Annotated in this window: 28 protein-coding genes; 23 read left to right on the top strand and 5 right to left on the bottom strand. The window is 67.7% G+C overall.

Features of this window, described 5'->3' with window-relative positions; translation table 11 throughout:
- Positions 1 to 123: 123 nt before the first annotated feature.
- The 9 genes from phnG to phnN are packed head-to-tail and all read left to right on the top strand — an operon-like array spanning position 124 to position 7,369.
- On the top strand, positions 124 to 615 hold the full coding sequence (gene phnG / locus GOAMI_RS17305; RefSeq protein WP_006437864.1) for a phosphonate C-P lyase system protein PhnG: 492 nt from the start codon (positions 124 to 126) through the stop codon (positions 613 to 615).
- A complete protein-coding gene (gene phnH / locus GOAMI_RS17300) occupies positions 612 to 1,244 on the top strand; it encodes a phosphonate C-P lyase system protein PhnH (RefSeq protein WP_006437862.1) in 633 nt (210 codons plus the stop codon). Before phnG ends, phnH begins: the two co-directional genes overlap by 4 nt.
- Positions 1,244 to 2,365, top strand: coding sequence for a carbon-phosphorus lyase complex subunit (locus GOAMI_RS17295; RefSeq protein ID WP_006437860.1), 1,122 nt, complete (start codon positions 1,244 to 1,246; stop codon positions 2,363 to 2,365). Before phnH ends, GOAMI_RS17295 begins: the two co-directional genes overlap by 1 nt.
- On the top strand, positions 2,362 to 3,222 hold the full coding sequence (locus tag GOAMI_RS17290) for an alpha-D-ribose 1-methylphosphonate 5-phosphate C-P-lyase PhnJ (RefSeq protein ID WP_006437858.1): 861 nt from the start codon (positions 2,362 to 2,364) through the stop codon (positions 3,220 to 3,222). The genes GOAMI_RS17295 and GOAMI_RS17290 overlap by 4 nt, the downstream gene beginning before the upstream one ends.
- Positions 3,219 to 3,998, top strand: a complete 780-nt coding sequence (gene phnK, locus GOAMI_RS17285) for a phosphonate C-P lyase system protein PhnK (RefSeq protein ID WP_006437856.1) — start codon at positions 3,219 to 3,221, stop codon at positions 3,996 to 3,998. Before GOAMI_RS17290 ends, phnK begins: the two co-directional genes overlap by 4 nt.
- Entirely contained in the window at positions 3,995 to 4,795 is an 801-nt protein-coding gene (gene phnL / locus GOAMI_RS17280; RefSeq protein WP_210737896.1) for a phosphonate C-P lyase system protein PhnL, read from the top strand. The genes phnK and phnL overlap by 4 nt, the downstream gene beginning before the upstream one ends.
- The gene (locus GOAMI_RS22350; protein WP_006437852.1) at positions 4,792 to 5,637 is read left to right on the top strand and encodes a DUF1045 domain-containing protein; all 846 of its coding nucleotides are present in this window, start codon (positions 4,792 to 4,794) and stop codon (positions 5,635 to 5,637) included. The genes phnL and GOAMI_RS22350 overlap by 4 nt, the downstream gene beginning before the upstream one ends.
- Positions 5,634 to 6,806, top strand: coding sequence for an alpha-D-ribose 1-methylphosphonate 5-triphosphate diphosphatase (locus GOAMI_RS17270; protein ID WP_006437850.1), 1,173 nt, complete (start codon positions 5,634 to 5,636; stop codon positions 6,804 to 6,806). Before GOAMI_RS22350 ends, GOAMI_RS17270 begins: the two co-directional genes overlap by 4 nt.
- A complete protein-coding gene (gene phnN, locus GOAMI_RS17265; protein WP_006437849.1) occupies positions 6,803 to 7,369 on the top strand; it encodes a phosphonate metabolism protein/1,5-bisphosphokinase (PRPP-forming) PhnN in 567 nt (188 codons plus the stop codon). Before GOAMI_RS17270 ends, phnN begins: the two co-directional genes overlap by 4 nt.
- Before the next feature lie 70 nt (positions 7,370 to 7,439).
- Here phnN and GOAMI_RS17260 read toward each other — a convergent pair whose 3' ends face one another.
- Positions 7,440 to 8,186, bottom strand: coding sequence for a class I SAM-dependent methyltransferase (locus GOAMI_RS17260; protein WP_006437848.1), 747 nt, complete (start codon positions 8,184 to 8,186; stop codon positions 7,440 to 7,442).
- A gap of 210 nt (positions 8,187 to 8,396) precedes the next feature.
- Between GOAMI_RS17260 and GOAMI_RS17255 the strand changes: the two genes are divergently transcribed.
- The 6 genes from GOAMI_RS17255 to GOAMI_RS17230 all read left to right on the top strand — a co-directional run bounded on the left by GOAMI_RS17255 (position 8,397) and on the right by GOAMI_RS17230 (position 12,648).
- Positions 8,397 to 9,008 carry a DUF8020 domain-containing protein gene (locus GOAMI_RS17255; protein ID WP_006437847.1) on the top strand — a complete coding sequence of 204 codons (612 nt, stop codon included), beginning with the start codon at positions 8,397 to 8,399 and terminating at the stop codon, positions 9,006 to 9,008.
- Positions 9,009 to 9,226: 218 nt separating this feature from the next.
- Entirely contained in the window at positions 9,227 to 10,474 is a 1,248-nt protein-coding gene (locus GOAMI_RS17250; RefSeq protein WP_006437846.1) for an alkane 1-monooxygenase, read from the top strand.
- Complete coding sequence (locus GOAMI_RS17245; protein ID WP_006437845.1) at positions 10,471 to 10,638, top strand: rubredoxin; 168 nt, start codon at positions 10,471 to 10,473, stop codon at positions 10,636 to 10,638. Before GOAMI_RS17250 ends, GOAMI_RS17245 begins: the two co-directional genes overlap by 4 nt.
- Positions 10,635 to 10,814: a rubredoxin gene (locus GOAMI_RS17240; protein WP_006437844.1), complete on the top strand. Its 180-nt coding sequence runs from the start codon at positions 10,635 to 10,637 to the stop codon at positions 10,812 to 10,814. The genes GOAMI_RS17245 and GOAMI_RS17240 overlap by 4 nt, the downstream gene beginning before the upstream one ends.
- Positions 10,811 to 12,049, top strand: a complete 1,239-nt coding sequence (locus GOAMI_RS17235) for an NAD(P)/FAD-dependent oxidoreductase (RefSeq protein WP_006437843.1) — start codon at positions 10,811 to 10,813, stop codon at positions 12,047 to 12,049. Before GOAMI_RS17240 ends, GOAMI_RS17235 begins: the two co-directional genes overlap by 4 nt.
- Positions 12,046 to 12,648, top strand: coding sequence for a TetR family transcriptional regulator (locus tag GOAMI_RS17230; RefSeq protein WP_006437842.1), 603 nt, complete (start codon positions 12,046 to 12,048; stop codon positions 12,646 to 12,648). The genes GOAMI_RS17235 and GOAMI_RS17230 overlap by 4 nt, the downstream gene beginning before the upstream one ends.
- An 8-nt stretch (positions 12,649 to 12,656) precedes the next feature.
- On the opposite strand, the gene GOAMI_RS17225 is transcribed toward GOAMI_RS17230, so the two are convergent.
- Positions 12,657 to 14,144: a phospholipase D-like domain-containing protein gene (locus GOAMI_RS17225; RefSeq protein WP_006437841.1), complete on the bottom strand. Its 1,488-nt coding sequence runs from the start codon at positions 14,142 to 14,144 to the stop codon at positions 12,657 to 12,659.
- A 125-nt stretch (positions 14,145 to 14,269) separates the two neighbouring features.
- Between GOAMI_RS17225 and GOAMI_RS17220 the strand changes: the two genes are divergently transcribed.
- From GOAMI_RS17220 to GOAMI_RS17195, 6 genes are all read left to right on the top strand, one after another.
- Complete coding sequence (locus GOAMI_RS17220; protein WP_006437840.1) at positions 14,270 to 14,893, top strand: CHAP domain-containing protein; 624 nt, start codon at positions 14,270 to 14,272, stop codon at positions 14,891 to 14,893.
- A gap of 22 nt (positions 14,894 to 14,915) precedes the next feature.
- Positions 14,916 to 15,548, top strand: a complete 633-nt coding sequence (locus tag GOAMI_RS17215; protein ID WP_006437839.1) for a DUF2461 domain-containing protein — start codon at positions 14,916 to 14,918, stop codon at positions 15,546 to 15,548.
- A gap of 181 nt (positions 15,549 to 15,729) precedes the next feature.
- On the top strand, positions 15,730 to 17,163 hold the full coding sequence (locus GOAMI_RS17210) for an FAD-binding oxidoreductase (RefSeq protein ID WP_006437838.1): 1,434 nt from the start codon (positions 15,730 to 15,732) through the stop codon (positions 17,161 to 17,163).
- 33 nt (positions 17,164 to 17,196) lie between these two features.
- Complete coding sequence (locus tag GOAMI_RS17205; protein ID WP_006437837.1) at positions 17,197 to 18,192, top strand: antibiotic biosynthesis monooxygenase; 996 nt, start codon at positions 17,197 to 17,199, stop codon at positions 18,190 to 18,192.
- A 103-nt stretch (positions 18,193 to 18,295) separates the two neighbouring features.
- Positions 18,296 to 19,693: an amidohydrolase family protein gene (locus GOAMI_RS17200; protein ID WP_006437836.1), complete on the top strand. Its 1,398-nt coding sequence runs from the start codon at positions 18,296 to 18,298 to the stop codon at positions 19,691 to 19,693.
- 4 nt (positions 19,694 to 19,697) lie between these two features.
- Positions 19,698 to 20,642 (top strand): putative antibiotic biosynthesis monooxygenase, encoded by a 945-nt coding sequence (locus GOAMI_RS17195; RefSeq protein WP_006437835.1) that lies wholly within the window; start codon positions 19,698 to 19,700, stop codon positions 20,640 to 20,642.
- 1 nt (position 20,643) lies between these two features.
- Here the strand turns inward: GOAMI_RS17195 and GOAMI_RS17190 are convergent, their stop codons facing one another.
- Positions 20,644 to 21,051 carry a YchJ family protein gene (locus tag GOAMI_RS17190; protein WP_040004939.1) on the bottom strand — a complete coding sequence of 136 codons (408 nt, stop codon included), beginning with the start codon at positions 21,049 to 21,051 and terminating at the stop codon, positions 20,644 to 20,646.
- A 91-nt stretch (positions 21,052 to 21,142) separates the two neighbouring features.
- Between GOAMI_RS17190 and GOAMI_RS17185 the strand changes: the two genes are divergently transcribed.
- A complete protein-coding gene (locus GOAMI_RS17185; RefSeq protein WP_006437833.1) occupies positions 21,143 to 21,355 on the top strand; it encodes a dodecin in 213 nt (70 codons plus the stop codon).
- 18 nt (positions 21,356 to 21,373) lie between these two features.
- Here GOAMI_RS17185 and GOAMI_RS17180 read toward each other — a convergent pair whose 3' ends face one another.
- Positions 21,374 to 22,261: an alpha/beta fold hydrolase gene (locus GOAMI_RS17180; RefSeq protein ID WP_006437832.1), complete on the bottom strand. Its 888-nt coding sequence runs from the start codon at positions 22,259 to 22,261 to the stop codon at positions 21,374 to 21,376.
- A gap of 75 nt (positions 22,262 to 22,336) precedes the next feature.
- Here GOAMI_RS17180 and GOAMI_RS17175 point away from each other — a divergent pair, with 75 nt between their 5' ends.
- Positions 22,337 to 22,957 (top strand): TetR/AcrR family transcriptional regulator, encoded by a 621-nt coding sequence (locus GOAMI_RS17175; protein WP_040004938.1) that lies wholly within the window; start codon positions 22,337 to 22,339, stop codon positions 22,955 to 22,957.
- Here GOAMI_RS17175 and GOAMI_RS17170 read toward each other — a convergent pair.
- Positions 22,931 to 23,605 (bottom strand): TetR/AcrR family transcriptional regulator, encoded by a 675-nt coding sequence (locus GOAMI_RS17170; protein WP_006437830.1) that lies wholly within the window; start codon positions 23,603 to 23,605, stop codon positions 22,931 to 22,933. The genes GOAMI_RS17175 and GOAMI_RS17170 overlap by 27 nt on opposite strands.
- Positions 23,606 to 23,617: the final 12 nt, after the last annotated feature.

The raw sequence follows: 23,617 nt of genomic DNA, 5'->3' as shown, positions 1-23,617 counted from the left end.
ATCCCACGTCACCGAGTTGGTGGCCGACACCGACCACCATCAAGTTGTCTACTGATCTAGACAACTACTGCAGAACCGCTCCACCCCCACCGACTCTCACCGAATCAACACACCGGAGGACCGATGACTGCGACGACACCTCGCACCGACGCGGACCCCGCGCTCACCCCGCGACAGAACTGGATGCGCACTCTGGCATCGGCACCCCCAGCCGAGGTGGACACCGCGTGGCAACAGTGGGAACCCAAACCCACCGTGCAGCAGATCCGCGGCCCCGAGGCCGGCCTGGTGATGCTCCGCGCCCGGATCGACTCGGTCGGCAACCGTTTCAACCTCGGTGAGGCCACGGTGACCCGAGCAACGGTCCGCCTCAGCGGGGGACCGCTGACCGCCGACGCCGTGGGCGCGGCCTACATCCTGGGCACCGATCTCGACCATGCCCGTGCCGCCGCATGTTTCGACGCTCTCCTCTGCGACGACACCCAGCGTCCACGGGTTCTCGCCGAGGTCATCGAACCGATGCGGAAGGCAGCCGAAGAACGCGACACCACCCGCCGCGCCGAAGCCCGCAGCACACTCGTGGACTTCTTCAACATCTCCAGGGAGCACGAATGACCCCCACACCGCCGACCGTCTCCGAGGACACTCTCGTTCCCGCAGCCGGTTTCGACGATCCGACCAGGGAAGCCCAGGCGGCGTTCCGGGCCGTACTCGACGCCCTGGCACATCCGGGCCGGCGATTCCCCATCGCCGGCGCACCCGCGGCCCCGCTGCCCCTCGGTCCCGCACTGGGGGCGCTCGCCCTGACCCTCCTCGACGACGACTGCACCGTCTGGCTCGCACCGGAACTGTCCTCGGCACCGACGATCCGCACCTGGCTGACCTTCCACACCGGTGTCCGGCTGATCGACGAACCCACCGAGGCCCAGTTCATCCTCGCCACCGATCCCGCGTCGATTCCGCGCCTCGACGCCCTCGACGCCGGTACCGACGAGGCGCCACATCAGTCGGCGACAGTCCTGCTCGCCGTCCCCGCCGACGCACCGACGACCCGATTCGCCGGACGCGGGCCGGGCATCGAGACCACCCAGGCCGTCGAGGTGCCGACTGCGTTCGACGATTTCGCCGCGCAGTGGCAACGCAACACAACCCTCTTCCCCCGCGGCGTCGACCTCGTGTTCGTCACCGGGAACACCGTGGCGGGGCTGCCTCGCACGACTCGACTCGACCCCCAGGAGGTCTGATGTATGTAGCGGTGAAAGGCGGTGAACGCGCCATCGCCAACGCCCATGCCCTGCTGGCCAAGCAAGGACGCGGCGATTCCGGCCGGCCCGCGCTCGAGCCCGCCCAGATCGCCGATCAACTCGGCGTCCTGGTCTCCCGGGTGATGAGCGAGGGGTCGCTCTACGACCCCGAACTCGCCGGCCGCGCCATCGTGCAGGCCCAGGGCGACGTACTCGAGGCCATCACCCTGGTCCGGTCCTACCGGACCACTCTCCCCCGGTTCGGCTATTCCGAACCCGTCGACACCGCGTCCCTACCGCCACAGCGTCGGGTGTCGGCCACGTTCAAGGACCTGCCCGGCGGGCAGCAGCTCGGCGCGACCTTCGACTACACGCATCGGTTGTTCACCGATCGCGACACCGACGGTCCGGAGGCCGCGGCGCTCACCGAGGACGTCCACATGCCCCGGGTCACCGACCTCCTCGCCGGGGGCGACCTCATCGAGGACGCCGATCCGGACCCGCACGACCCCGAACCCGTGGACATCACCCGCGATCCGACCACGTTCCCGATGTCCCGGGCCGGCCGTCTGCAGGCCCTCGCACGCGGCGACGAAGGGTTCCTGCTGTCGCTGGGCTATTCCACTCAGCGCGGGTACGGCCGGACGCACCCATTCGCCGGCGAGATCCGCGTCGGCGAGGTCGAGGTCGAATTCGTCGCGCCCGAACTGGGTTTCGCGGTTCCGCTGGGTCGTGTCGAGATCACCGAATGCCAGATGATCAACCAGTTCACCGGAAGTGCCGACTCCCCCGCCCAGTTCACCCGCGGTTATGGACTGGCGTTCGGTCGAGGTGAACGCAAGGCCATGTCGATGTCGCTGGTCGACCGGGCCCTGCGGACCGACGAGTTCGCCGAACGCATCGTCGCGCCCGCCCAGGACGAAGAGTTCGTCATCAGTCACGCCGACAACGTGGCCGCGACGGGCTTCGTCGAGCATCTGAAACTCCCGCACTACGTGGACTTCCAGGCCGAGCTCGTCCTCGTCCGGCAGCTCCACGACGACTTCCGCCGTCGGGTGGCGCGCGTCGCCGACAACCCGGCCGACACATCCACCCGTGAGCTCGACCCGGAGGCATCATGAGCGTCACATCCATCGGCTACAACATCGGCTACCTGGACGAGCAGACCAAGCGGATGATTCGTCGCTCGCTGTTGAAAGCGGTTGCCGTGCCGGGGTTCCAGGTGCCGTTCGCCTCGCGAGAGGTGCCGATGCCGCGTGGCTGGGGCACCGGCGGTGTCCAGGTGACCGCGGCGGTTCTCGGCGGCGACGACGTGTTGAAGGTCATCGACCAGGGTGCCGACGACACCACCAATGCGGTATCCATCCGGACCTTCTTCGCCGAGGTGTCCGGCGTCGCCACCACCACCGTCACCGAGGACGCCACGGTGATCCAGACGCGGCACCGAATCCCCGAGACCCCGTTGCGCGACGGACAGATCCTCGTCTACCAGGTGCCCATCCCCGAGCCGCTGCGGTTCCTCGAGCCCCGGGAAACCGAGACCAGCAGGCTTCATGCGCTCGAGGACTACGGGCTGATGTACGTCAAGCTCTACGAGGACATCGCCTCTTTCGGGCACATCGCCACCACCTACGACTACCCGGTACTGGTCAACGGCCGATATCTCATGTCGCCCTCGCCGATTCCCAGCTTCGACAATCCCAAGATGCACATGAACCCGGCGCTGCAGCTCTTCGGCGCCGGCCGCGAGAAGCGGATCTACGCCGTCCCGCCGTTCACCTCGGTGGAGAGCCTGGGCTTCGAGGACCATCCGTTCGAGCCGCAACGTTTCGACCGGCCGTGCGCCATCTGCGGATCCGTCGGGGTCTACCTCGACGAGGTGATCACCGACGACTCCGGCACCGCCGTGTTCGTGTGCTCCGACACCGATCACTGTGAACGCAACGCCATCCGAACCGACGAGGAGGTCGGAGCATGAACGACGACGCACCCCTGTTGAGCGTCCGCGGGGCCGGGCATCGCTACGGACATCGGTATGGTTGCCGCGACGTCGATTTCGACCTGTGGCCGGGCGAGGTCCTGGCCGTCGTCGGCGAATCGGGCTCGGGCAAGTCGACGTTACTCGGCACGCTGTCGCAGCGACTGTCGCTGTCGGAGGGCGAGATCCACTACCGTCTGGCCGACGGCGAGGTCGTCGACCTCGCCGCGCTCAGCGAGAGCGCGGTGCGGCACCTGTGGCGCACCGAATGGGGCTTCGTCCATCAGAACCCCGCCGACGGCCTGCGCATGCACGTCAGCGCCGGCGGCAACATCGGGGAACCGCTCATGGCCACCGGACACCGCCACTACGGCCGGATCCGGCACACCGCGGCCCAGTGGCTGGAACGGGTGGAGATCCCCGTGGACCGCATCGACGACGCGCCGGCGGACTTCTCCGGCGGGATGCGCCAGCGTCTGCAGATCGCCCGCAATCTGGTCGTCGCCCCGCGGTTGGTGTTCATGGACGAACCGACCAGCGGGCTCGACGTCTCCGTGCAGGCCCGGTTGCTGGACCTGCTCCGCCGGCTCGTCGCCGATCTCGGGCTGGCCGTCGTGATCGTCACGCACGATCTGGCGGTCGCACGGTTGCTGTCGCATCGCACGGTGGTCATGAAGGATGGCCGCGTCGTCGAATCAGGGCTCACCGACCGCGTTCTCGACGACCCCCGTGCTGCTTACACCCAACTCCTCGTCTCGTCGATCCTGCAAGGATGACCATGCTTCCCACCACCGAAAGCTTTTCCTCGGCAACGCCTTCGGACCCACTCGGACGCGGCGTCGCCGTTCTCGACGTGTCCGGAGTCGACAAGCGATTCGTCATGCATCTGCAGGGCGGGGTCGAGCTCCCGGTGCTGACCGGACTCGAATTCCAGGTGTTCGCCGGCGAATGTGTCGTCCTCGACGGTGCGTCCGGTGCCGGCAAGAGTTCGATCCTGAAGATGGTCTACGGCAACTACGGCGTGGACCGCGGCCGGATCGTGCTGCACACCGGTCGGGGAACCGTGGATCTCGCCGCGGTCGACCCCCGCGAGATCCTCACCGCGCGACGTGATCAGGTCGGCTACGTCAGCCAGTTCCTGCGCTGTGTCCCGCGGGTGCCGACCCTCCAGGTCGTCGCCGAACCGCTCCTCGAGCGCGGCGTCGACGCCGCCGCCGCCGAAGAGCGGGCCGCCGCTCTGCTCACCCGTCTCAGCATCCCCGAACGTCTCTGGGGATTGCCGCCGGCCACCTTCTCCGGCGGCGAACAGCAACGGGTCAACATCGCGCGCGGGTTCCTCCCGGACCTGCCGTTGCTCCTCCTCGACGAGCCGACGGCATCCCTGGATGCCCACAACCGCGACGTGGTGATCGACCTGATCCGCGAGAAGTGTTCCCGCGGAACCGCAATGCTCGGCATCTTCCATGACGCACACGTCCGTGAAGCCGTCGCCGACCGACTGATCGACGTCGCCTCCTTCACCCCGCCGCCGGGCGGTGTCGGTTCGTCACCGAACGCGGGTACGGCGAGATGACCGTGTGGCGTGCCGCGGTCTACGCGGCGGCACCGGGATTCGGCCGGGGGTCCTCGGAGGCCGACGCGCGCGCGGTCCGGCTCCGGGAACATGCCGAGAAGTGGCTGGGTCGCGCGATCGACGGTCGCGCCGTACCGACGTGTGCGCCCACCGGGTGGGTGCGCGACGAGGTCGACGCGATCACCGTCGCCGCACGTTCGTACGGTTTCCACGGGACGCTGAAGCCGCCGTTCCGTCTCGCCGCCGGCCGGTCGCTGGACGAGTTGACCGGCGCGGTGGCCGATCTGGCGGCACGCACCCCGGCCGTGTCGATCCCGCACCTGAGTCTGGGCCGGCTCGACGCGTTCTTCGCGCTGGTTCCGGGGGCGGACGACCAGCCGTTGCGCTCGGTGGCCGACGCGGTGGTCACCGGTCTCGACACGTTCCGTGCGCCGTTGACCGACGAGGATCGTGCGCGCCGCAATCCCGACGCGCTGACGCCGAGACAGCGAGATCTCCTCGAGCGCTGGGGTTATCCGTACGTCCTGGACGAGTTCCGCTTCCACCTCACGCTCACCGACCGGATTCCCGACGACCGGCGATCGGAAGTCGGTGGGGTATTGCGGTCGTGGTTCGCCGATGTTCTCGGCCACGACATCCCCCTCGATGTGCTGACGGTGCTGATCCAGGAGACACCGGGCGCACCGTTTCGTCTTCATTCGGTTCATCCCATGACCTTCGGGACGGCACGGCCGGAACCCGTCGCACCCGCCTCCCGTCATCCCGGCGCGAGCGCCCACACAACCCAGACAGCCCAGACAGCCCAGACAGCCCAGACAGCCCAGAGAGGAATCACACGATGAGCAGCGAAACGGTGCTCTCCAACGCCCGGATCGTCCTCGACGATCAGATCCTGCACGGCAGCGTCCGGGACGGCGTGATCGCCGACATCAGTCCGCAGCGCTCTGCTCCATCCGCGGGAGAAGACCTCGACGGCGACTACCTGATGCCCGGCGTGGTCGAGGTCCACACCGATCACCTCGAGTACCACTTCGCACCGCGACTGGGTGTCTTCTGGGATCCGTTGCCCGCGGTGCTGGCCCACGACGCCCAGATGGCCGCGGCCGGCGCCACCACGGTCCTCGACGCCGTCCGCATCGGTTCCGAGTCGGAGTCGGCCGACCGGGCCGCGACCGCCGCGCATCGCCTCGCCGATGCGGTGACGCAGGCAGCCGACGCCGGGCTGCTGCGTGCCGACCACGCGATCCATCTCCGCTGCGAGGTGTCGGCCGCCGACTGCGTCGATGCCTTCGGCCGATTCGCCGACGACCCCCACGTACGACTCGCCTCGTTGATGGACCATGCGCCGGGGCAGCGACAGTTCGCCGATGTCGAGCAGTTCAAGAAGTACTACTCGGGCAAGCATCTGATCGCACTCGAGGACATGGACAGCTACATCGCCGAACGGGTCGAACAGTCCGAGCGCTATGCCGACCTGAACCGGAAGACGATCGCCACGCTCGCGACCGAACGGGGGATCACGCTCGCCGCACACGACGACGCCACCGTCGAACACGTCGAGGAGTCGATCGGTCTGGGAGTGCACATCTCCGAGTTCCCGACCACGATCGTCGCGGCCGAAAGTGCCACCCGCCACGGTCTCCGGGTGGTGATGGGGGCTCCCAACATCGCACGCGGTGGAAGCCAGTCCGGCAACGTGGCCGCCAGCGACCTCCTGGAACGCGGGCTTCTGCACATCCTGTCGTCGGACTATGTACCGGCGAGCCCACTGCAGGCGGTGTTCCAGCTCGCCGCCGAGGGCTCGCTCGACCTGGTCGCGGGCGCAAAACTGGTGAGCGGTAATCCTGCACGCGCCGTCGGCTTCGACGACCGCGGCGAGATCGCGGTGAACAAGCGTGCCGATCTGGTGCGGGTGCGTCCACATTCGTCGTCGCCCACGCCACGTCATCCCCGCGGCGTGGACGTCCCCGTCGTCCGAGGCGTCTACCGAGCCGGGACCCGCGTGTCGTGACCACGCCACTCGGTCCCGGCGCGTTCGTCGCGGTGGTGGGCGCCAGCGACGTCGGCAAGGACTCGCTGATGGACTACGCCACCGAGCGCTGCGACGCGTATTCTCCGCGGCGGGTGATCACCCGGCCCGCCGGCCCCGGCGAGGATCGTCGGCCGGTCACCGACGCGGAGTTCGACGCAGCCTGTGCACGTGGAGACTTCGCGGCGCACTGGGTGGCTCACGACCTGCGCTACGGGATTCCGGTCGATATCGACGACACGCTGCGGAGCGGCCGGGTCGCGGTGGTGAACGTCTCTCGATCCGTGATCGACGAGTTGGCGACCAGGTACGCACGGCTGGTGGTCGTACGGGTGACCGTCTCCGACGACGTCCGGGAGCGCCGCCTGCGGGGTCGAGGACGAGAGTCCGGTAGCGACGTGGCGGCGCGCCTGTCCCGTCCCGACCCGGCGCCACATCGTCCGGGCGACGTCGTCATCGTCAACGACGGCTCGGTGGCCGACGGAGGTGAGCAGTTGGTTCGCGTTCTCCGAACGCTGGGGGCGAGATCCGTGTCGAGGCTGTGATCCGCACCGGAACTTCACCATCCTGCTGGCGGGTATACGGCCGTCGGCCGCGGACTGACCCAGTCCGGGCTCACACCGTCCCGCGAGCGGCCCACGCGGTGGCCGAGACGGTGAACGGCCCGTCGCCCAGACGCTCCCGCGCGACCGTCTCGAGTTCGGTTCGGGCACCGGCGTCGAGCGTCGTCACGTACTCGCCCGCGGGACCGACGCCGAGAGTGTAGGGCTCCCACCATTCTTCGAAGGTCGGGTGCACGACGTCGACGGTGATCGGTTCCTCGGTGACGTTCCGCAACCCGGCCGTCTCGAACAGTTCGGTGAGGTGACCGCGGTGGGCGCCGGAGAGGAGCGCCTCGTCCTGGGCGTCGGGATCGAGAACGTGCACCGCATCCCAGAAGGGCGCGAGCGCTCCGGTGGGTCCGTCCCACACACACGCCGCGACGATCCCCTCCGGCCGGGTCACCCGCGCCATCTGCGTGATGCCGCGAACCGGGTCGGTCATGAAGTGGACCACCAACTGCGCGAGGGCGTGGGTGAATTCGTCGGCGTCGTACGGCAATTCCTCGGCCGTCCCACGACGCACGTCGACATCGGGGAATCGCTGGTGGATCGCGTCGACGAACGGCGGGGACGGATCGATCGCGGTGACTGCGACCCCTCGCGACAGCACATGGGCGGTCAGCGCCCCCGGGCCACACCCGACGTCGAGGACACGCGCGTCGGCACCGACCTCCGCGAAGGTCGCGAAGACCTCGGCGAGAGGGTCGGCGTATCGGCCCATGAAGCGCCCGTAGGCGTCGGGCGGGACGACGAAACCCACTCGTCCATGTTAGGACGCGGTGTGATGGGGGTCACCGTTGTCATCCGTTCGTACCAATGACCGCGGGACAGAGCACACATGGTCGTGAGCCGATGCAAGAATCACACCGCTTGAACCCGACAAAGCGCTCGGACCGGCAGCAGGCGACCTGAACGTGGTCACCTGAGGCGACGGCGACCTGTCGCCACGAAGACGAAGTGGAGATCACCGATGAGACGTTTCCGCCTCCTCAGCGTCACGACGTTGGCTGTCGCGATACTCACGGTGTCGTTCGGCACCGCTCACGGAACGCCCGCGCCGGCGGCGCCGTCACATCTGTCGGTGGCATCCGCGGACGGCACATCCATCTCCTCCACTCTGAAGAACGCCACATTCGTCGCCGCCGACGACGAGCTCCGCGTCGTCGATCTCAACGGCCGAACGCTCGAGCGTGTCGCCCTGACACTCCCGCTGAACGGGGTGAATGTGCCGTTACAGACGCGGGTCAGCGCGGACCGCACCCAGGCGACCTTCACCCCGCTCCTCACACCGCAGGCCCGGGCCGCGATCGCCGCCGGTGTCCACCCGGCGTCGGCGAAGAAGGACCGCGCATATCAGCAGATGATCTGGCACATCACCAACGGCTGGAACCGCGGTGGCAACGTGACGACCGCGGTCGGCGCGCTCGCCGGTCTGATCATCGGCTGCCTGATCATCGTCGGATGCATCTGGGGCGCCGGGGTCGGCGCCGCCATCGGTGCGGCGATCGGTGCGGCGATCGGTATCGGCAACGGCGATCCCGCTGCCGCCCAGTCGATCCTGAACTGGATCAACACCCCATGACCGAGGGGTAGAACCCCTCGATTCCGGACGCGGCCTTCCCCCGCCGCCCCGGAGTTCCCCCAGGAAGATCCCTCGCGCCCTCCCCCGACAGAAACGCGCGAGGGATCTTCTTCGCGAAAGACTACTTTACAAACCATAGGATTTGTCTAGACAACGTACATTGTCTCGGTTAGTGTCTAGTGCGGCAAGTCACAGTCCTTCTCGTGAGAGGAGCGTGCATGAGTACCGCACCGCTCGAATCCGCCCCTGGCACCCCGCCCCTGGAATGGCGCGACAAGAAGCGCCACCTCTGGCTGCTCGGCCTCATCCCGCCGACGTCGGTCTTCCTGGCGATGGCATTCGTCGCCGCCTTCAACGCGATCGGCCACGGTTTCGACGCCGTGTCCCCCGTCTGGTGGTGGATCGGACCGATGCTGGTCTATGTCCTGCTGCCCATCCTGGACGTCTTCTTCGGCCCCGACGGCTCGAATCCGCCGGAAGAACTGATGGAGCAGTTGGAGAACGACAAGTACTACCGCTACTGCACATACATCTACATCCCGTTCCAGATCGCCAGCCTCGTCATGGCCTGTTATCTGTGGACCGCCGACGATCTCAGCTGGCTCGGCATCGACGGCGGACTGGGCCTCGCCTCCAAGATCGGTCTCGCCCTGTCGATCGGCGTGATGGGCGGTATCGGCATCAACACCGCGCACGAACTCGGCCACAAGAAGGACGATCTCGAGCGCTGGCTGTCGAAGATCACGCTCGCGCAGACCTTCTACGGTCACTTCTACATCGAGCACAACCGTGGACATCACGTCCGCGTCGCCACCCCCGAGGACCCGGCGAGCTCGCGTTTCGGTGAGACCTTCTGGCGATTCCTGCCGCGGAGTGTGTGGGGCAGCCTGAAGTCGTCGATCGAGCTGGAGCGCAAGCGACTCGACCGTGTCGACAAGCCGTTCTGGCATCCGAGCAACGACGTCCTCAACGCCTGGGCCATGTCGATCGTGCTCTGGGGTGTGCTCGCGGCGGTGTTCGGGTGGCAGGTCCTGCCGTTCCTCGTCATCCAGGCCGTCTACGGGTTCTCGCTCCTCGAGACCGTCAACTACCTCGAGCACTATGGTCTGATGCGTCAGAAGACCAAGACCGGCCGCTATGAGCGCTGCACCCCGGAGCACAGCTGGAACTCCGACCACATCTGCACGAACATCTTCCTGTATCACCTTCAGCGACACAGTGATCACCATGCCAACCCCACCCGGCGCTACCAGACGCTGCGCAGCTTCGACGGTGCGCCGAACCTGCCGAGCGGGTACGCCAGCATGATCACGCTCGCCTACTTCCCACCCGTCTGGCGTGCGGTGATGGACAAGCGGGTCCTCGACCACTACGACGGCGACATCGAGCTCGTCAACGTCGCACCGCATCGTCGTGAACGCATCCTCGCCGCGCACGGTGTCGCCGGGAAGGACGGCGACCGATGAGCGCCTACCGTTGCCCGGTCTGTGATTTCGTCTACGACGAGGCGACCGGCGCACCCCGTGAAGGATTCCCGGCCGGCACCGCGTGGTCCGACATCCCCGACGACTGGGCCTGTCCGGACTGCGGTGTCCGCGAGAAGATCGATTTCGGAGAGGTGGCGAAGTGAAGTTCAAACTGTTCCGCTGCGAGGTCTGCGGATTCGAATACGACGAAGAACTCGGGTGGCCGGAGGACGGCATCGAGCCGGGGACCCGCTGGGACGACATCCCCGACGACTGGAGCTGCCCCGACTGCGGTGCCGCGAAGGCAGATTTCGAGATGGTCGAGGTGGCCCGCCCGTGAACCCTGGGCCCGCCCACGCCCCATCGGTGGTGATCGTCGGGACCGGGGTCGCGGGCGTCACGGCAGCGGAAACCCTGCGGGCCAACGGGTTCGACGGGACGATCACCGTCTTCGGCGAGGAACCCCACCTCCCCTACCGACGCACCGCGCTCAGCAAGGGCATGCTCGACGGGGACCTCTCCGATCCCAAGATCACCCTGCGGCCCCCGGGGTACTGGGAGGAGCGCGGCATCCACATCGTGCCGTCCGTCCGGGTCATCGGCATCGACGCCGTGTCCGGAACCGTCGAACTCGCCGATGGTTCGGCGGTCGGCTATGACGCGCTCGTCCTCGCGACCGGCGGCACGGCACGCCAACTGCCCGGCGCGTCGCCGGACCTCCTGTCGCTGCGCACGCGCCGCGACGTCGAGCGTCTCCGTGCCCGGATCGACTCGGGTCCGGTCGTCGTCGTCGGCGGTGGACTGATCGGCCTGGAGATCGCCGCCGCGGTGGCGTCCTCCGAGCAGCGGGTGGACTCCGCCGGACAGATCACCGTTCTCGAGGCCGCCGCGTCGTTGCTGTCGCGGGTGGTCCCGGACAGCGTTGCGGAGGCCGTCGCCGCCCTGCATCGGGATCGCGGCGTTCGGGTCGTCACCGACGCCCGGATCACTGCCGCCGAGACCGACGCGGTGACGCTGGCAGACGGCACCCGGCTGACCGGAACCGTGATCAGCGCCATCGGGATGCAACCCGATACCGCCCTCGCGGAGGCGGCGGGTCTGTCGGTGAGTCCTGCGGGCATCGTCGTCGACGAGACGCTGCGCACCTCGACACCCCGGATCTATGCCGCCGGCGACGTCGCAGCACGGCCGCATCCGCTGACGGGTGAGCCGATGCGGGCCGAGCAGTGGCTGACCGCGACCGAGCACGGCAAACTGGTGGCCATGACCATCGCCGCCGATCTCGGCCTCGCCACCGGTCCCTCGACCCCCATCCCGCGCGTCCCGCTCGCATGGTCGATGCAGTACAGCAGCAACATCCAGATGGTCGGGTGGCCGACCATGGCCGACCGGTTCGACGTGGACCTCGACACCAGCACCGGGACGGGTACCTGCGCCGACGGGTTCGCCACCACCGTCCGCTGTTTCGCCGACGAACGCCTCGTCGGCGCGGTGTGCATGGGTCGCGGCGGTGCCGGACGTGCACTCCGTACCGAGATCGAGAAGACGCTGGAGCCGGTCGGCGCGACGGGATGACGACGCGTAACTACGCCCAGGACAGCAAGGCGCTGCTGCGGAACTCCCTGCTCGACGGATTGCACGACCTGCTGATGGACCGGGACTGGTCGGCGATACGGATGTCGGACGTCGCCGCCGCCACCGGTGTCAGCCGGCAGACCGTCTACAACGAGTTCGGGTCGAGGTACGGGCTCGCGCAGGGATATGCGGTCCGGCTGGCGAGCCGTTTCGCCGGCCATGTCGCCGACTCCCTCGCGGAGCACGTCGACGACGTGACCGGCGCGCTGCGCACCGCGTTCACCGAGTACTTCACCGGCGTCGCCACCGACCCCCTGATCGCGTCGCTGCTCTCCGGCGAGGCGAAACCTGATCTGATGAAACTCATCACGACCGATGCGGCGCCGATCATCGCCACGGCCGGCGACCGGCTCTCCCAGGCGTTCCGCGAGTCGACGTGGTTGTCGATGCCCGACTCCGACATCGAACGCATCGCCCGCGCCATCACCCGCATGGCGCTGAGCTATGTCGCGATGCCGCCGGAAGGCGATCGCGACGTCGCGGCGGATCTCGCCGAGATCATCGCTCCGGCCATCGAGACCGCGCGGCTCTCCGACTGAGGAAACCCTCAGCGCGGCAGTCGTTTCCCGACCCCGCGCCGGATCACCCCGCGGTAGATCCGCTCGACCAGCGGAGTGCGCGCACCCTCCGGGTCGACGAGTTCGTTCTCGGCGATGATCGATGCCTCGTCGTCGATCACCTCGCGGTCGAACAGTTCGAGCGTCCGGCCCGGGGTGGCCAGCGACTCGATCGCCCCGATCAGCGACTCCTTCTCGCGCACGGCGTCGTCGAAGACCTCGGCGTCGATGCCGAGATGTTCCGACAGCAGCCGGGTACGCATCGACGTGATGGTCTCGCGAAGTCCCGCGTCGTCGGGGTCGTCGCGGCGTGCCTCGATGGCCACGTCGCATTCACTGTCGAAGCCCAGCGACCGGTTGTTGAGATTCGACGAGCCGATGCGCAGCAGGACGTCGTCGACCACGAGCACCTTGGCGTGCACGTAGATCTCGTCACCCTCCGAGGTCACCGGATAGTAGGCACGGAACCGATCGTGGACGTCGGCACGCCACAGCATCCGGAGCAGCTTGTGGCGTGCGCCGTCCATGGCCAGTCGTTCCACCGGGCTGTCGGCGTTGCGTGGGAGGACCACGACGATCTCCGGACCGTCGGGTTCGGCGAGTCGCTCGGCCAGGGCCTCCGCGATCTCGCGGGCGGCCAGATACTGGCTCTCGACGTAGATCGTGCTGCGGGCGGCGGCGAAGGCCGCCCGGTACAACCGGCGGATCTCGTCGATCTCCGGACGGTCGTTGTAATGAGGGATGGTCCGGGCGACCCCGACCTCGCAGTCCGCGAACGTCACGTCGAGACCCTTCGGCCAGATGTCGGGGCCCTCGGTGTCGACGAGGGGCGCCAGACGCTCACCGGTCGCCGCCTCCCACCGGTCGACGGCGACACTCGCGACGACGCGTGCGGCATCCCCGTCCAGTGCGACGGTCACGTCGTGCCACGGACCATGCGGTTCACCGTCGGGGTCGCGACGGAAATCGTTGTGCGACAGATGTTCCGAGGTGTCCCAACGGTCCACGGTCATGTCGATGCCGCCGCAGAACGCGAACTGGTCGTCGATGACCGCGATCTTCTGATGGTGTGCGGCCGACACCGGATGCGCGGCATCGATCCGGTAGTGCAGACGACGCCCCGTGAGGAGGTCCTGGACGAACGGCGGCGCCACCCCGCGAAGCATCCCGGTGAACGCACCCGTGCTCCAGCGCAGCACGTAGATCTCGAGGCCCGGCCGGTTCTCGATGAGCCATTCGAGGAAGTCGCCGAGCCGGTCGGGGATCTCGTGGTCGGATGACCGCGGATCGAGGCTGATCCGGGTGTCGACGTCCCAGCCGATCAGGATGACCCGGCGTCGTGCCTGGAGCAGTGCCGACTTGGCGTGCAGAAAGTAGTCCGCCGCGTCGACGATGCAGGCGACGCGGTCGGCGGTGGCGATCTCCCGACAGGTGTCACCCGCACGCAGGATCGGTTCGTGTCCCGACTCGTCCGCCATGTTGTCCTCTGCCTCGTTCTCGTCACCCGTTGTCGTTGTCAGTCCCCCCGTCAGCCCGTCATTCTGCCAACACACGCCGGTCGCCATGGCACCCGCACCTCGGAGCGGTCCCTACACTTGTCGAGGTGACACCCGAAGCCGCGCACGACCTCGACGAACGGCCCACCCGACGTCGACGACGCCGGCCGTTCGCGGTGGCCGCCGCCCTTGCCGTGGTCCTGCTACTGGGCGCCGGTCTCGTCGCATGGCGCACCGTCCCCGAGCGGTGGCTTCCGTGGGACACCGCGGAATTCCCCCAGGTGGACGCCTCTCAGCTGTCACCGGCACAGCACCGGATCGTGGAGTTGCTCCGTGCCGAGCACGCTGCACAGCGGCCGGGCACGTTCTATTCCGAAGGCGTCGACGAGCCGTGGTGCGCGAACTTCGTCAGCTGGATCATGCGCGAAGCCGGGACCCCGTTCGCCAACCCCCACTCGGGGCACTGGCGAATCCCCGGAGTGTTCACCCTGCAGGAATACTTCCAGGACACCGGGCGCTTCGAACCCGCCGGCGACTACACGCCCCGCGTGGGCGACGTCGTGATCTACGACCGGTCGTCGGCGCTCGGCCAGCACACCAATATCGTGGTCGGGGTCGACGGTGACGAGGCGACCACGGTCGGGGGCAACGAGATGCGCAAGATCCGGGTACACGATCTGGACTGGAGGTCCGACGGCGGCGTCGTCGGATTCGGACGGAGCGTCGGATGACGAGTTCCGGCATGGTGATGTCATGAGCTTCGACGGATTCCCCGAAGCCGCCCTCGACTTCTACGACGATCTCGAGATCGACAACTCGAAGTTCTTCTGGGAGCAGCACAAAGAGACGTATCGCACGGCGGTCGCGGAACCGATGTCGGCGCTCGCCGAGGAGCTCGCCGACGAGTTCGGCACCGCCAAGCTGTTCCGCCCCCATCGCGACGTGCGGTTCTCCAAGGACAAGTCGCCGTACAAGACGCACCAGGGCGCCTTCATCGCGGTGGCTCCGGCCACCGGCTACTACATCCAGATCGGCGCTCCCGGTGTCCGCGTCGGGGCCGGGTTCTACGAAGCCGCCCCGGCTCGTCTCGCCGAGTTGCGCAAGGCCATCGACCATGACCGGCACGGGCCCGAACTGGAGAAACTCGTCCGTAGGCTCACCCGTGCCGGATGGGAGATCGGCGGCGACCGGTTGAAGACCGCTCCACGCGGCTACGACGTCGATCATCCGCGCATCGACCTTCTGCGTCACAAGTCGCTCTTCGCCGGCCGTGACTACGGCTTCGACGAGGTCATCCACACCCCGGCACTCGTCGACCGGGTCCGCAAGGACTGGCGCGCGACGACCCCGCTCGTCGACTGGATCGCGCGGCACGCCGCTACGTGAACCGGTCCGCACGTGGACACCGTTGCGGTTTCGCCCGGGACGCTCCCGGAGGTCACCCACCCTGTGGTCTGTTCAACGAAAACGGGACGACTTCGACGGCTTTCTGCGCGCGCGTTGCGGGTGCGTGGTCATACTGACGCCGTCCAACGTCGCTGACGACCTCGAATGACCGGGACGGCCGATGACAACGCTCGATCGCGGTATGACCGCACATCTCGAGGTCGCCCTACCCGGCCGGATCCATCTTCCCGGTTCAGTCGGCTACCGGGACTCGTTGGGACGCATCTTCTTTCCCGATGCCTCTCGGCGCCATCCGCCCTGCGTGGTTCATCCACGGGACACCTCGGACGTGGCCATGACGATGCGCACGGTCACGGCCCACGGCGGCACCGTCACCGTCCGCGGGGGCGGCCTGAGTTCCACCTCCGTCGACGACGCCGCCGTCCTCCTCGACCTGTCCGTACATCTCACGAGTGTTCGACCTCGTGGCGCACACGTCGAGGTGGAGGGCGGCGCCACGGTCGGCTCTGTCCTCGATGCACTGGCGGCGGAGGGCCGCGTCATCCCGGTGGGAATAGTCGGCCTCGCCGGTTTCGGCCTCGTGACCCGCGGGGGCGTCGGGTATCTCACGCGGAGCACCGGACTGACGCTGGATCATCTCGTCGAGGTCGAACTGGTCCTGCCCGACGGCGAGGTGGTCCGACTCTCCGAGGACAGCGGCGGCGTCGACGCCGACCTCTGGTGGGCGGTCCGGGGGTGCGCCCCGTCGTTCGGCGTGGTCACCCGCGCGGTGATCCGGACACACGAACAGGGGCCGGTCCACGTCGACCGCGCGGTGGTCGAACTCGACGCTCTTCCAGCCTATTTCGACACTGCTCCGACACTTCCGCGGCATACGACCATGGGCGCTGTCCTGGGGTATCCCGGATCGACCGGTGACCCGGCGATGCTCGTGTACACGGCCTGCCGCAGTACGCGGCCGGCGGATCTGGCCGAAGCGCGCGAGGCAACCGACGCGGTCGTCGACGGCTCGTCGCATCCGCCTCGTTTCCGGTCGACGACCGTCGGCCGGTACCTTGACGGACTACCCGAGTTCGCACTGCCCGGACCGGATGGCGCCGATCCGCCGCCGATCAGTCCGCCCGACCCCCAAGCCGTCGACGATCACGGGCACTTCTACGGCAAGTCGGTCTTCCTCGGCCCCACACTGCGCTCCGGCGTCGCCGACGAACTCGCCGAGGGGATCGGCATCGCCCCGACGCGGGCGTGCCGCATCGACTTCCAGCACACGGGCGGCGCGCTCGCCGATGTCGCCGAGGGCGCCACGGCATTCTGGGGGCGTCGCGCCGAATGGAATGTGCCGCTGAACGCGATCTGGTCCGACGACCCGGACACCGGAATCCACTCGGATGAGGATTCCTGCACCGGCTGGGCCCGGTACATTCTGGATGTCCTCGCCGAGGACACCCTGGGTGTGTACGGCGTCGAGGTCCGGCCGGGTTTCGACGAGACCGATCACGAGACCGCACTTGCCTACGGCGAGAACCTCACTCGCCTACGTGAACTACGCGATCGCGTCGACCCTGCCCGCGTTCTGGGCGTCCATCCCCTCTAGCGCGCCCACGAGTACCGACCGCCGGAGTAGCCCATGACCAACGAGACCTCCCATCCGGACACGAGCCGACCTATCGGGGGCCCGGACGGCGCCGCCACGCTGATCTTCGGCCAGCGCGTCCGCGCCGGTGCGGACGAATCGTTTCGCACCTGGCATACGGCGATCTCTGCTGCCGCCGCGAGCTTTCCGGGCTTCCTCGGCGTCGAGTTGCGGCCTCCGACGGACACCCATGCGGAATGGCTCACCATCTACGGCGTCGACTCCGTCAGCCATCTCCAGGACTGGCTGAACAGCAGTGTCCGTCTCGAACACGTGCGCGCCGGCGCGGATCTCATGGACGGCCCGGCCACCGCACAGGTCCTCGCCCACGACGCCAAGGAACCCGACACACTGGTCACGGTCGTGATCACCCACCATGTCGCCGACGCCAAGGTCGACGATTTCCTCGCCTGGCAGAAACGGGTGGACGACGCCGAGCATCGTTTCGCGGGCTTCCGCGGCTCCGAACTGTTCCGCCCCATCGAGGGGGTGCAGGACGAGTGGACGGTGTCGTATCGCTTCGACACCGCCGAGCATCTCGAGGCGTGGCTGACGTCGTCGGAACGACGTGCCCTGCTCGCGGAGGCGGCGGAGTTCGGCGAGTTCACCTTGCAGACGATCGACCACTCGTTCGGCAACTGGTTCTCCCACGGCGCCCCCGACGCCCCGCCCCCGTCCAACTTCAAGACCTCGGTCGCGGTGTGGGTGGGCCTCTACCCGACCGTCGTGTTCCTGACGCTGGTGACCGCTCCGCTGGGCATGCCCCTGTGGCTGGGCATGCTGATCGGAAACCTGTTGTCCAGCTTCGCGATGAGCTATCTGACGATGCCGTACTACGTGAACAGGGTCCTCGGTTGGTGGCTGCGACCGAAAACCAAGGCCCCGCAACCACACACCGACGTGAAGGGCGGATTGTTCATCGTCGCCCTGAACGCGGCCTGGGTGGCCGTCTTCTATCTCGTCACCGTCGAGTTCTGGTCGTTGCCGTGATCGGGCCGGGACCATGCCGACGGACGACGGGGCCACGGCTGGAGACCCACCTCGGTGACCGCCCGCTGTCCCCCGACCCCATCCCACGATCCGAGGAGCACCGATGACCGACCACGTCCATCACGGCCACATCTTCCACCTGGCCGGAAGTCCGAAGATCACCGAGGCCGTCGACGCCCTGGTGTCGATCCCCGACGGCGCGCTCGTGGTCGGGGATGACGGGAAGATCAAGTACGCGGGCGAACGGTCCGGGCTACCGACCGAATTCGCGTCGGCCGAGAAGCACGATCATCCCGGCGGGTACCTGATCCCCGGCTTCGTCGACACCCACATCCACTTCCCACAGACCTATGCGGGTGACTCCTACGGCGGCGGACAGCTTCTCGAATGGTTGAACCTCTGCATCTTCCCCTCCGAATCGAAGTTCGCCGATCCCGAGTTCGCCCAGGCCGCGGCGGTCGAGTTCACCAGACGCCGCGTCGCCGCCGGCACCACGGCGATGATGGTGTTCGGTTCGGCCTTTCCCCACGCGCAGGATTCACTGTTCACCGAGACCCGCAAGGCGGGTCTGCGCATCGTGGCCGGTCGCGGTATCCAAACCGTCGGCGGCGACACGGCCAAACCCCTTCTCACCTCCGAAGAGGAGGCGATCCGCCTGACGCGGGCGGAGATCGAGAAGTGGCACGCTGCCGACACCGGCGACTTCCGCACCGCTCTGCTGCATGTCGCGATCATCCCGCGATTCTCGTTGTCGGTGACCACCGAGACGTTGCGCAATCTCGGCGAACTCTACGACGAGTACCGCGATCAGGGCGTCTACGTCCACTCGCACCTCAACGAGAACAACCGTCCGGGCACGGGCGAGATCGACACCACCAAGGAGGTCTACCAGGTCGATTCGTACCTGGACACCTACGACGGCAAGTTCCTTCCGGGTTCCCAGGTCGGGGGCAAGAGCCTTCTGGGTCCACGAACGATCCTGGCCCACAGTGTGCACTGCCAGGACGGTGAACTGGCCCGGATGGCGGGGACCGGCACCTCGATCTCGCACTGCCCCGTCTCGCAGCTGTTCCTGGGTTCCGGAACCATGCCGTGGAAGCGCACCGTCGCCGCCGGGGTGAACATCTCGGCGGGAACCGATTTCGGCGGCGGCGACGAATGGCTCATCCCGCGGGTGCTCGGCGATGCGTTCAAGCAGCACATCACCGAACCAGGAGACGCGGGGGTGTCGATGCATCCCGCCGAGATGCTGTTCATCGGAACCCTCGGTGGCGCCCGCGCGCTCGACATGGAGAACCGTTTCGGCAACTTCGACGAGGGCAAGGAAGCCGACTTCCTCGTCATCGAACCGGCTGACGCGCTCAAGGGAGTGCTCGAGAACGCGGTCCGCGCCGAGGACGACGACCTCGCCCGCGACCAGACACTGTTCGGGCTTCTCATGGGGCTGCGTGAGTCCTCCATCGCCGAGGTCCATGTGCAGGGCCGGCGAGTTTCCCTCTGATGCCGTGATCACGACCGTGTCGGTGTTCCACCCCGTCTCGCAGACCGGGTTCGCCGACTGGGCCGCACTGCTCGCCGCGTCGGCGGCCGACAGCGAGGGCTGCCTGAGCGCGCGTGTCTCGACCGTCGCGGATGGCCGTTTCGAACCGGCGGTGGCCGCGACCTTCGTCGACGAGGAGGCCTGCGACCGCTGGGTCGACAGCCCCCGGCGGGCCGAGATCCTGCGGGACGGGCGTGTTCACGGTTGGTTGGCATCGGCGCCGATGCTCGAACTGGTCGACGGCGTACCGCCCCCGCCCGGCGTCGGCGCCTTCCGCCACGACATCGTGTCGGGCAAGGTCGGCGCATTCATCGACGCGCAACGCGACCTGACCGGCGCCGCAAGAGAATTCAGCGGCTACGAGGGCACGTCACTGTTCGTCGACGAGGACCGCGAAACGGCGTTGTCGGTACTGCGGTTCCGTACCGACCGGCAACTCTCGGCGTGGGTGTCGTCTCGCGAACGCGGCGCCGCCCTCTCCGGACTGCGTTCGAGTCTGACCCACGACTTCGAGACGATGTCGAGCACCACCGCGTTCGGCACCACCGTGCGGAACGACCACGGCCGTATCCGCCAGACGCCGAACTGGAAGTCGGCGATGATGGTCCTGCTGGTGCTCTACCCGACGGTGATGGTCCTGTCCCGTTTCCTCGGGCCGGTTCTCGACCGCATCGGGGCCCAGCCGTGGCTGGCGTTGTGGCTGAGTCAGGTCGTGAGCGTCGGATTGATGCAGTGGTGGCTCATGCCGTGGGCGGCGAAACCGTTCCGCCGCTGGCTGGATCCGGTGGACGGCAACAGCCTCCGCAGCAATCTCGCCGGCGCCGGGGTGATCCTGCTGGTCTACGTCGGATGCCTGGCGATCTTCGCGAACGTCACCTGGCTCCAGTTCTGGGATTACGTGGACTCCTGAGTCAGCCGACGACACCGTCGAGGTAGACCCAGCGCCCGTCGTGTCGGGTGAAGCGACTGCGTTCGTGCAGCGTGCCACGCTCCGAGCCGGTCTTGTAGTACGCGGTGAAGGTGACCTCGCCCTCGGTGTCGAACGGCGATCCGCCGTTCGTCGATTCGATGTCGAGGCGGTACCACCGCATCGCATCGTCGAGTTCGAGATCGCCGGGACGGGTGTCGGGGTGCCAGCTGCGCAGCAGGTGATCTCGATCACCGAGGGCGAAAGCGGTGAAGCGCGATCTCATCAGCGCCTCGGCGGTCGGCGCGTCGCGCTCACCGGCGAGGATGGTCCCGCAGCATTCATCGAACGGCAAGCCGGACAGACACGGACACCGCGCGCCGGGATCACGGTTTGCCGATTCGATGTTCATTCCCCGCATCTTAGGGGTAGACAGAAACGAGGTCACCCATGAGGCGGTCCGGTCATCCATGGCCGGACCGGCGCCGACGGAGGGAGAATCGTTGTCCGACAACGTGTATCGAGTCATCGAGGTGGTCGGTTCAGCCGCGACCGGCACCGACGACGCCATCCGGAACGCGATCTCGCGTGCGTCGCAGACGGTCAATCATCTCGACTGGTTCGAGGTGACCGAGACCCGCGGACACATCGAGGACGGCCGGATCGCACACTTCCAGGTCACCCTGAAGGTGGGCTTCAAGATCGAAGGTTCCTGACCCTCGCGGTCGACATGACTATCCGCGGGACGCGGTCGCGGTGAGAAACGCGCCGATCTCGCGGGCGACGGCTTCCGGCTCGTCGAGCATGGACAGCACCGCCGCACCGGGGATCTCGGCATAGCGGCCACGCGGCGCCAGCTCGGCGAGCCGAGGGCCGTGCGCCGGCGGCATCACCCGGTTGTCGGGCGACCACAGCACGAGCACATCCCCGTCGAACTCCCTGAGCGCCTCCGTCTTTCGAACGAGCTCGGCGGGATCGAAAGATGTGGTCGCGTATTTGGTGACGTCCCGCCGGATGCGCGGGTCGGTGAGGACGGGGTCGGTCCACCGACGCATCCGCTCGTTGTCGACGGGCTTGTTGATCATCCAGCCCCAGAGAATGGGCAGTCGTCGCAGCCACCCGATCCGCAGTTGACGTGCGGCGAGGGTGATGCCCCCGGGCAGGCGCACGGCCAGCGTTGCCATCTTGCCGGGAAGTCCCGGCGGAAAGTTCTCGAACGCCTCACACGGCAGGATCACCATCCGGGCGACACGCTCGTCCCGACCGAGGGCGGTCAAGAACAGTGAACCGCCCCAATCGGAATGGACGAGGGTCACGTCGCGCAGGTCGAGGGCGTCGAGGACATCGGCGACGAGACCCACCATCCCGTCCATCGAGAGATCCGCGTCCTCGTGCAGCGGAACCCGGTGAGACCCGAGCTGGAGCACCGGCCGGATGTAACGGAAACCGCTCGGCAACAACGGGATCACGTCGTCCCACACCGTGTGGTCCATGAGCAGGCCGTGCAGGAGGACCACCGGCGGACCCGCACCGTCCTCCGCGTACTCCACCGTCCCGGCCGGCGTCTCGATTCTCTTGACGGCACCCGCCTGCGGGCTTCCCATCTGGTTGAGCTGGGTCATGTCACGCGCTCCTCACGTCGGCCGGGAGACCGAAACCGGCCTCTAGAACGATCACTCTAGAATATCTGCTCTAGAATGGCCAGGGTGAAGACCGACGAACGCATCGTGGTGGCGATGGCCGAGCTCCTCCGCAGGCAGGGCTATGCGGCGACCGGGATCAAACAGGTCGTCGAGACGGCCGACGCCCCCATCGGGTCGATCTATCACCACTTCGGCGGTGGTAAGCGCGACGTCGCGGCCGCCGCTCTCCGGCAATCCGGCGCCGCCTACGGTGAGTTGATCGGCTTGCTCCTCGCGCCGTACGACGACCCCGCGGAGGGAATCGAGGCGGCGTTCGTCGCCGCGGCGGAAACCATCGAGCAGGGTGGCTGGCTGAACATGTGCCCCGTCGGGACCGTCGCCGGCGAGGTCGCCGATGCCGAACCCGCCCTCCGAGAGGTCGCCGACGAGGTCATGTCCGCGTGGATCGACGCCGGCACCGCGCTCTTCGCCGCGCGCGGACTGACCGGCGCGGATGCCCGCTCGCTGATGTACGCGGTGGTCTCGGCACTCGAGGGCGCGTTCATCGTCGCCCGGACCCAGCGCTCCACCGATCCGATCCTCGCCGCGGGTCGCGCGATGGGCAGCTATGCGCGGGCACTCACCTCCCCGGCACGGGCAGGGGCGACCTCAGAGCCGGGCGAGATACGTCGGTAGGGCGTCCTCGAGGACGAGGGACTGCAAGGCGAACCGAAGCTGGGCCGACACGTACCGGTCCAGGTCGTACCCGGGCGCGAAATGCCAGTGCTTGAGCGCCCATCCATGGGCGAGCATCATCAGGTCGAAGACCACGAGGTCGGCGTCGACGTCGACGATGAGTCCGGCTGCCGTCCCGGCGGTGACCGCCGCCCGCATCGGTTCGGAGGTCTCGACCTCGAGTTCCTTGATCCGCTCCCGTCCAGCGGCGTCGAGCGTCCGGCTCTCCCGATACGTCAGCACGACGGCGTCACGGTTCTCGTCGACGATGGTGGCGTACTGACGGAAGCCCGCGATCAACTGCTCGACGGGATCGTCACCGGCGCGGTCCATGGCGGGCTGGAGCTGATCGCGGAAGGCCTCGAGGATGTCGACGATCGCGGCCAGCAGGATCTCTTCCTTGCCACCGAAGTACTTGTAGAACAGGCCGACGCTGACCTGGGCCTCCTCGGCGAGTGCCTGCATCGACATCTGGTGAAAACCGGTGCGCTGCATGACCTTCACGGCGGCGTCGAGCAGCTGCCGGCGGCGGGTGGAGACACGCACCGCGCGCACCGCTTCCTCGACGGCCAGGTCGGCCGACGACCTCGCCGTCGCAGATTTCGCCATCCCACCTACTTC

It is taken from the genome of Gordonia amicalis NBRC 100051 = JCM 11271, assembly GCF_000332995.1.
Taxonomy (GTDB): Bacteria; Actinomycetota; Actinomycetes; order Mycobacteriales; family Mycobacteriaceae; genus Gordonia; species Gordonia amicalis.
The sequence above is the reverse complement of the archived record's forward strand: the minus strand, read 5'-3'. Positions and strand labels throughout refer to the sequence as shown.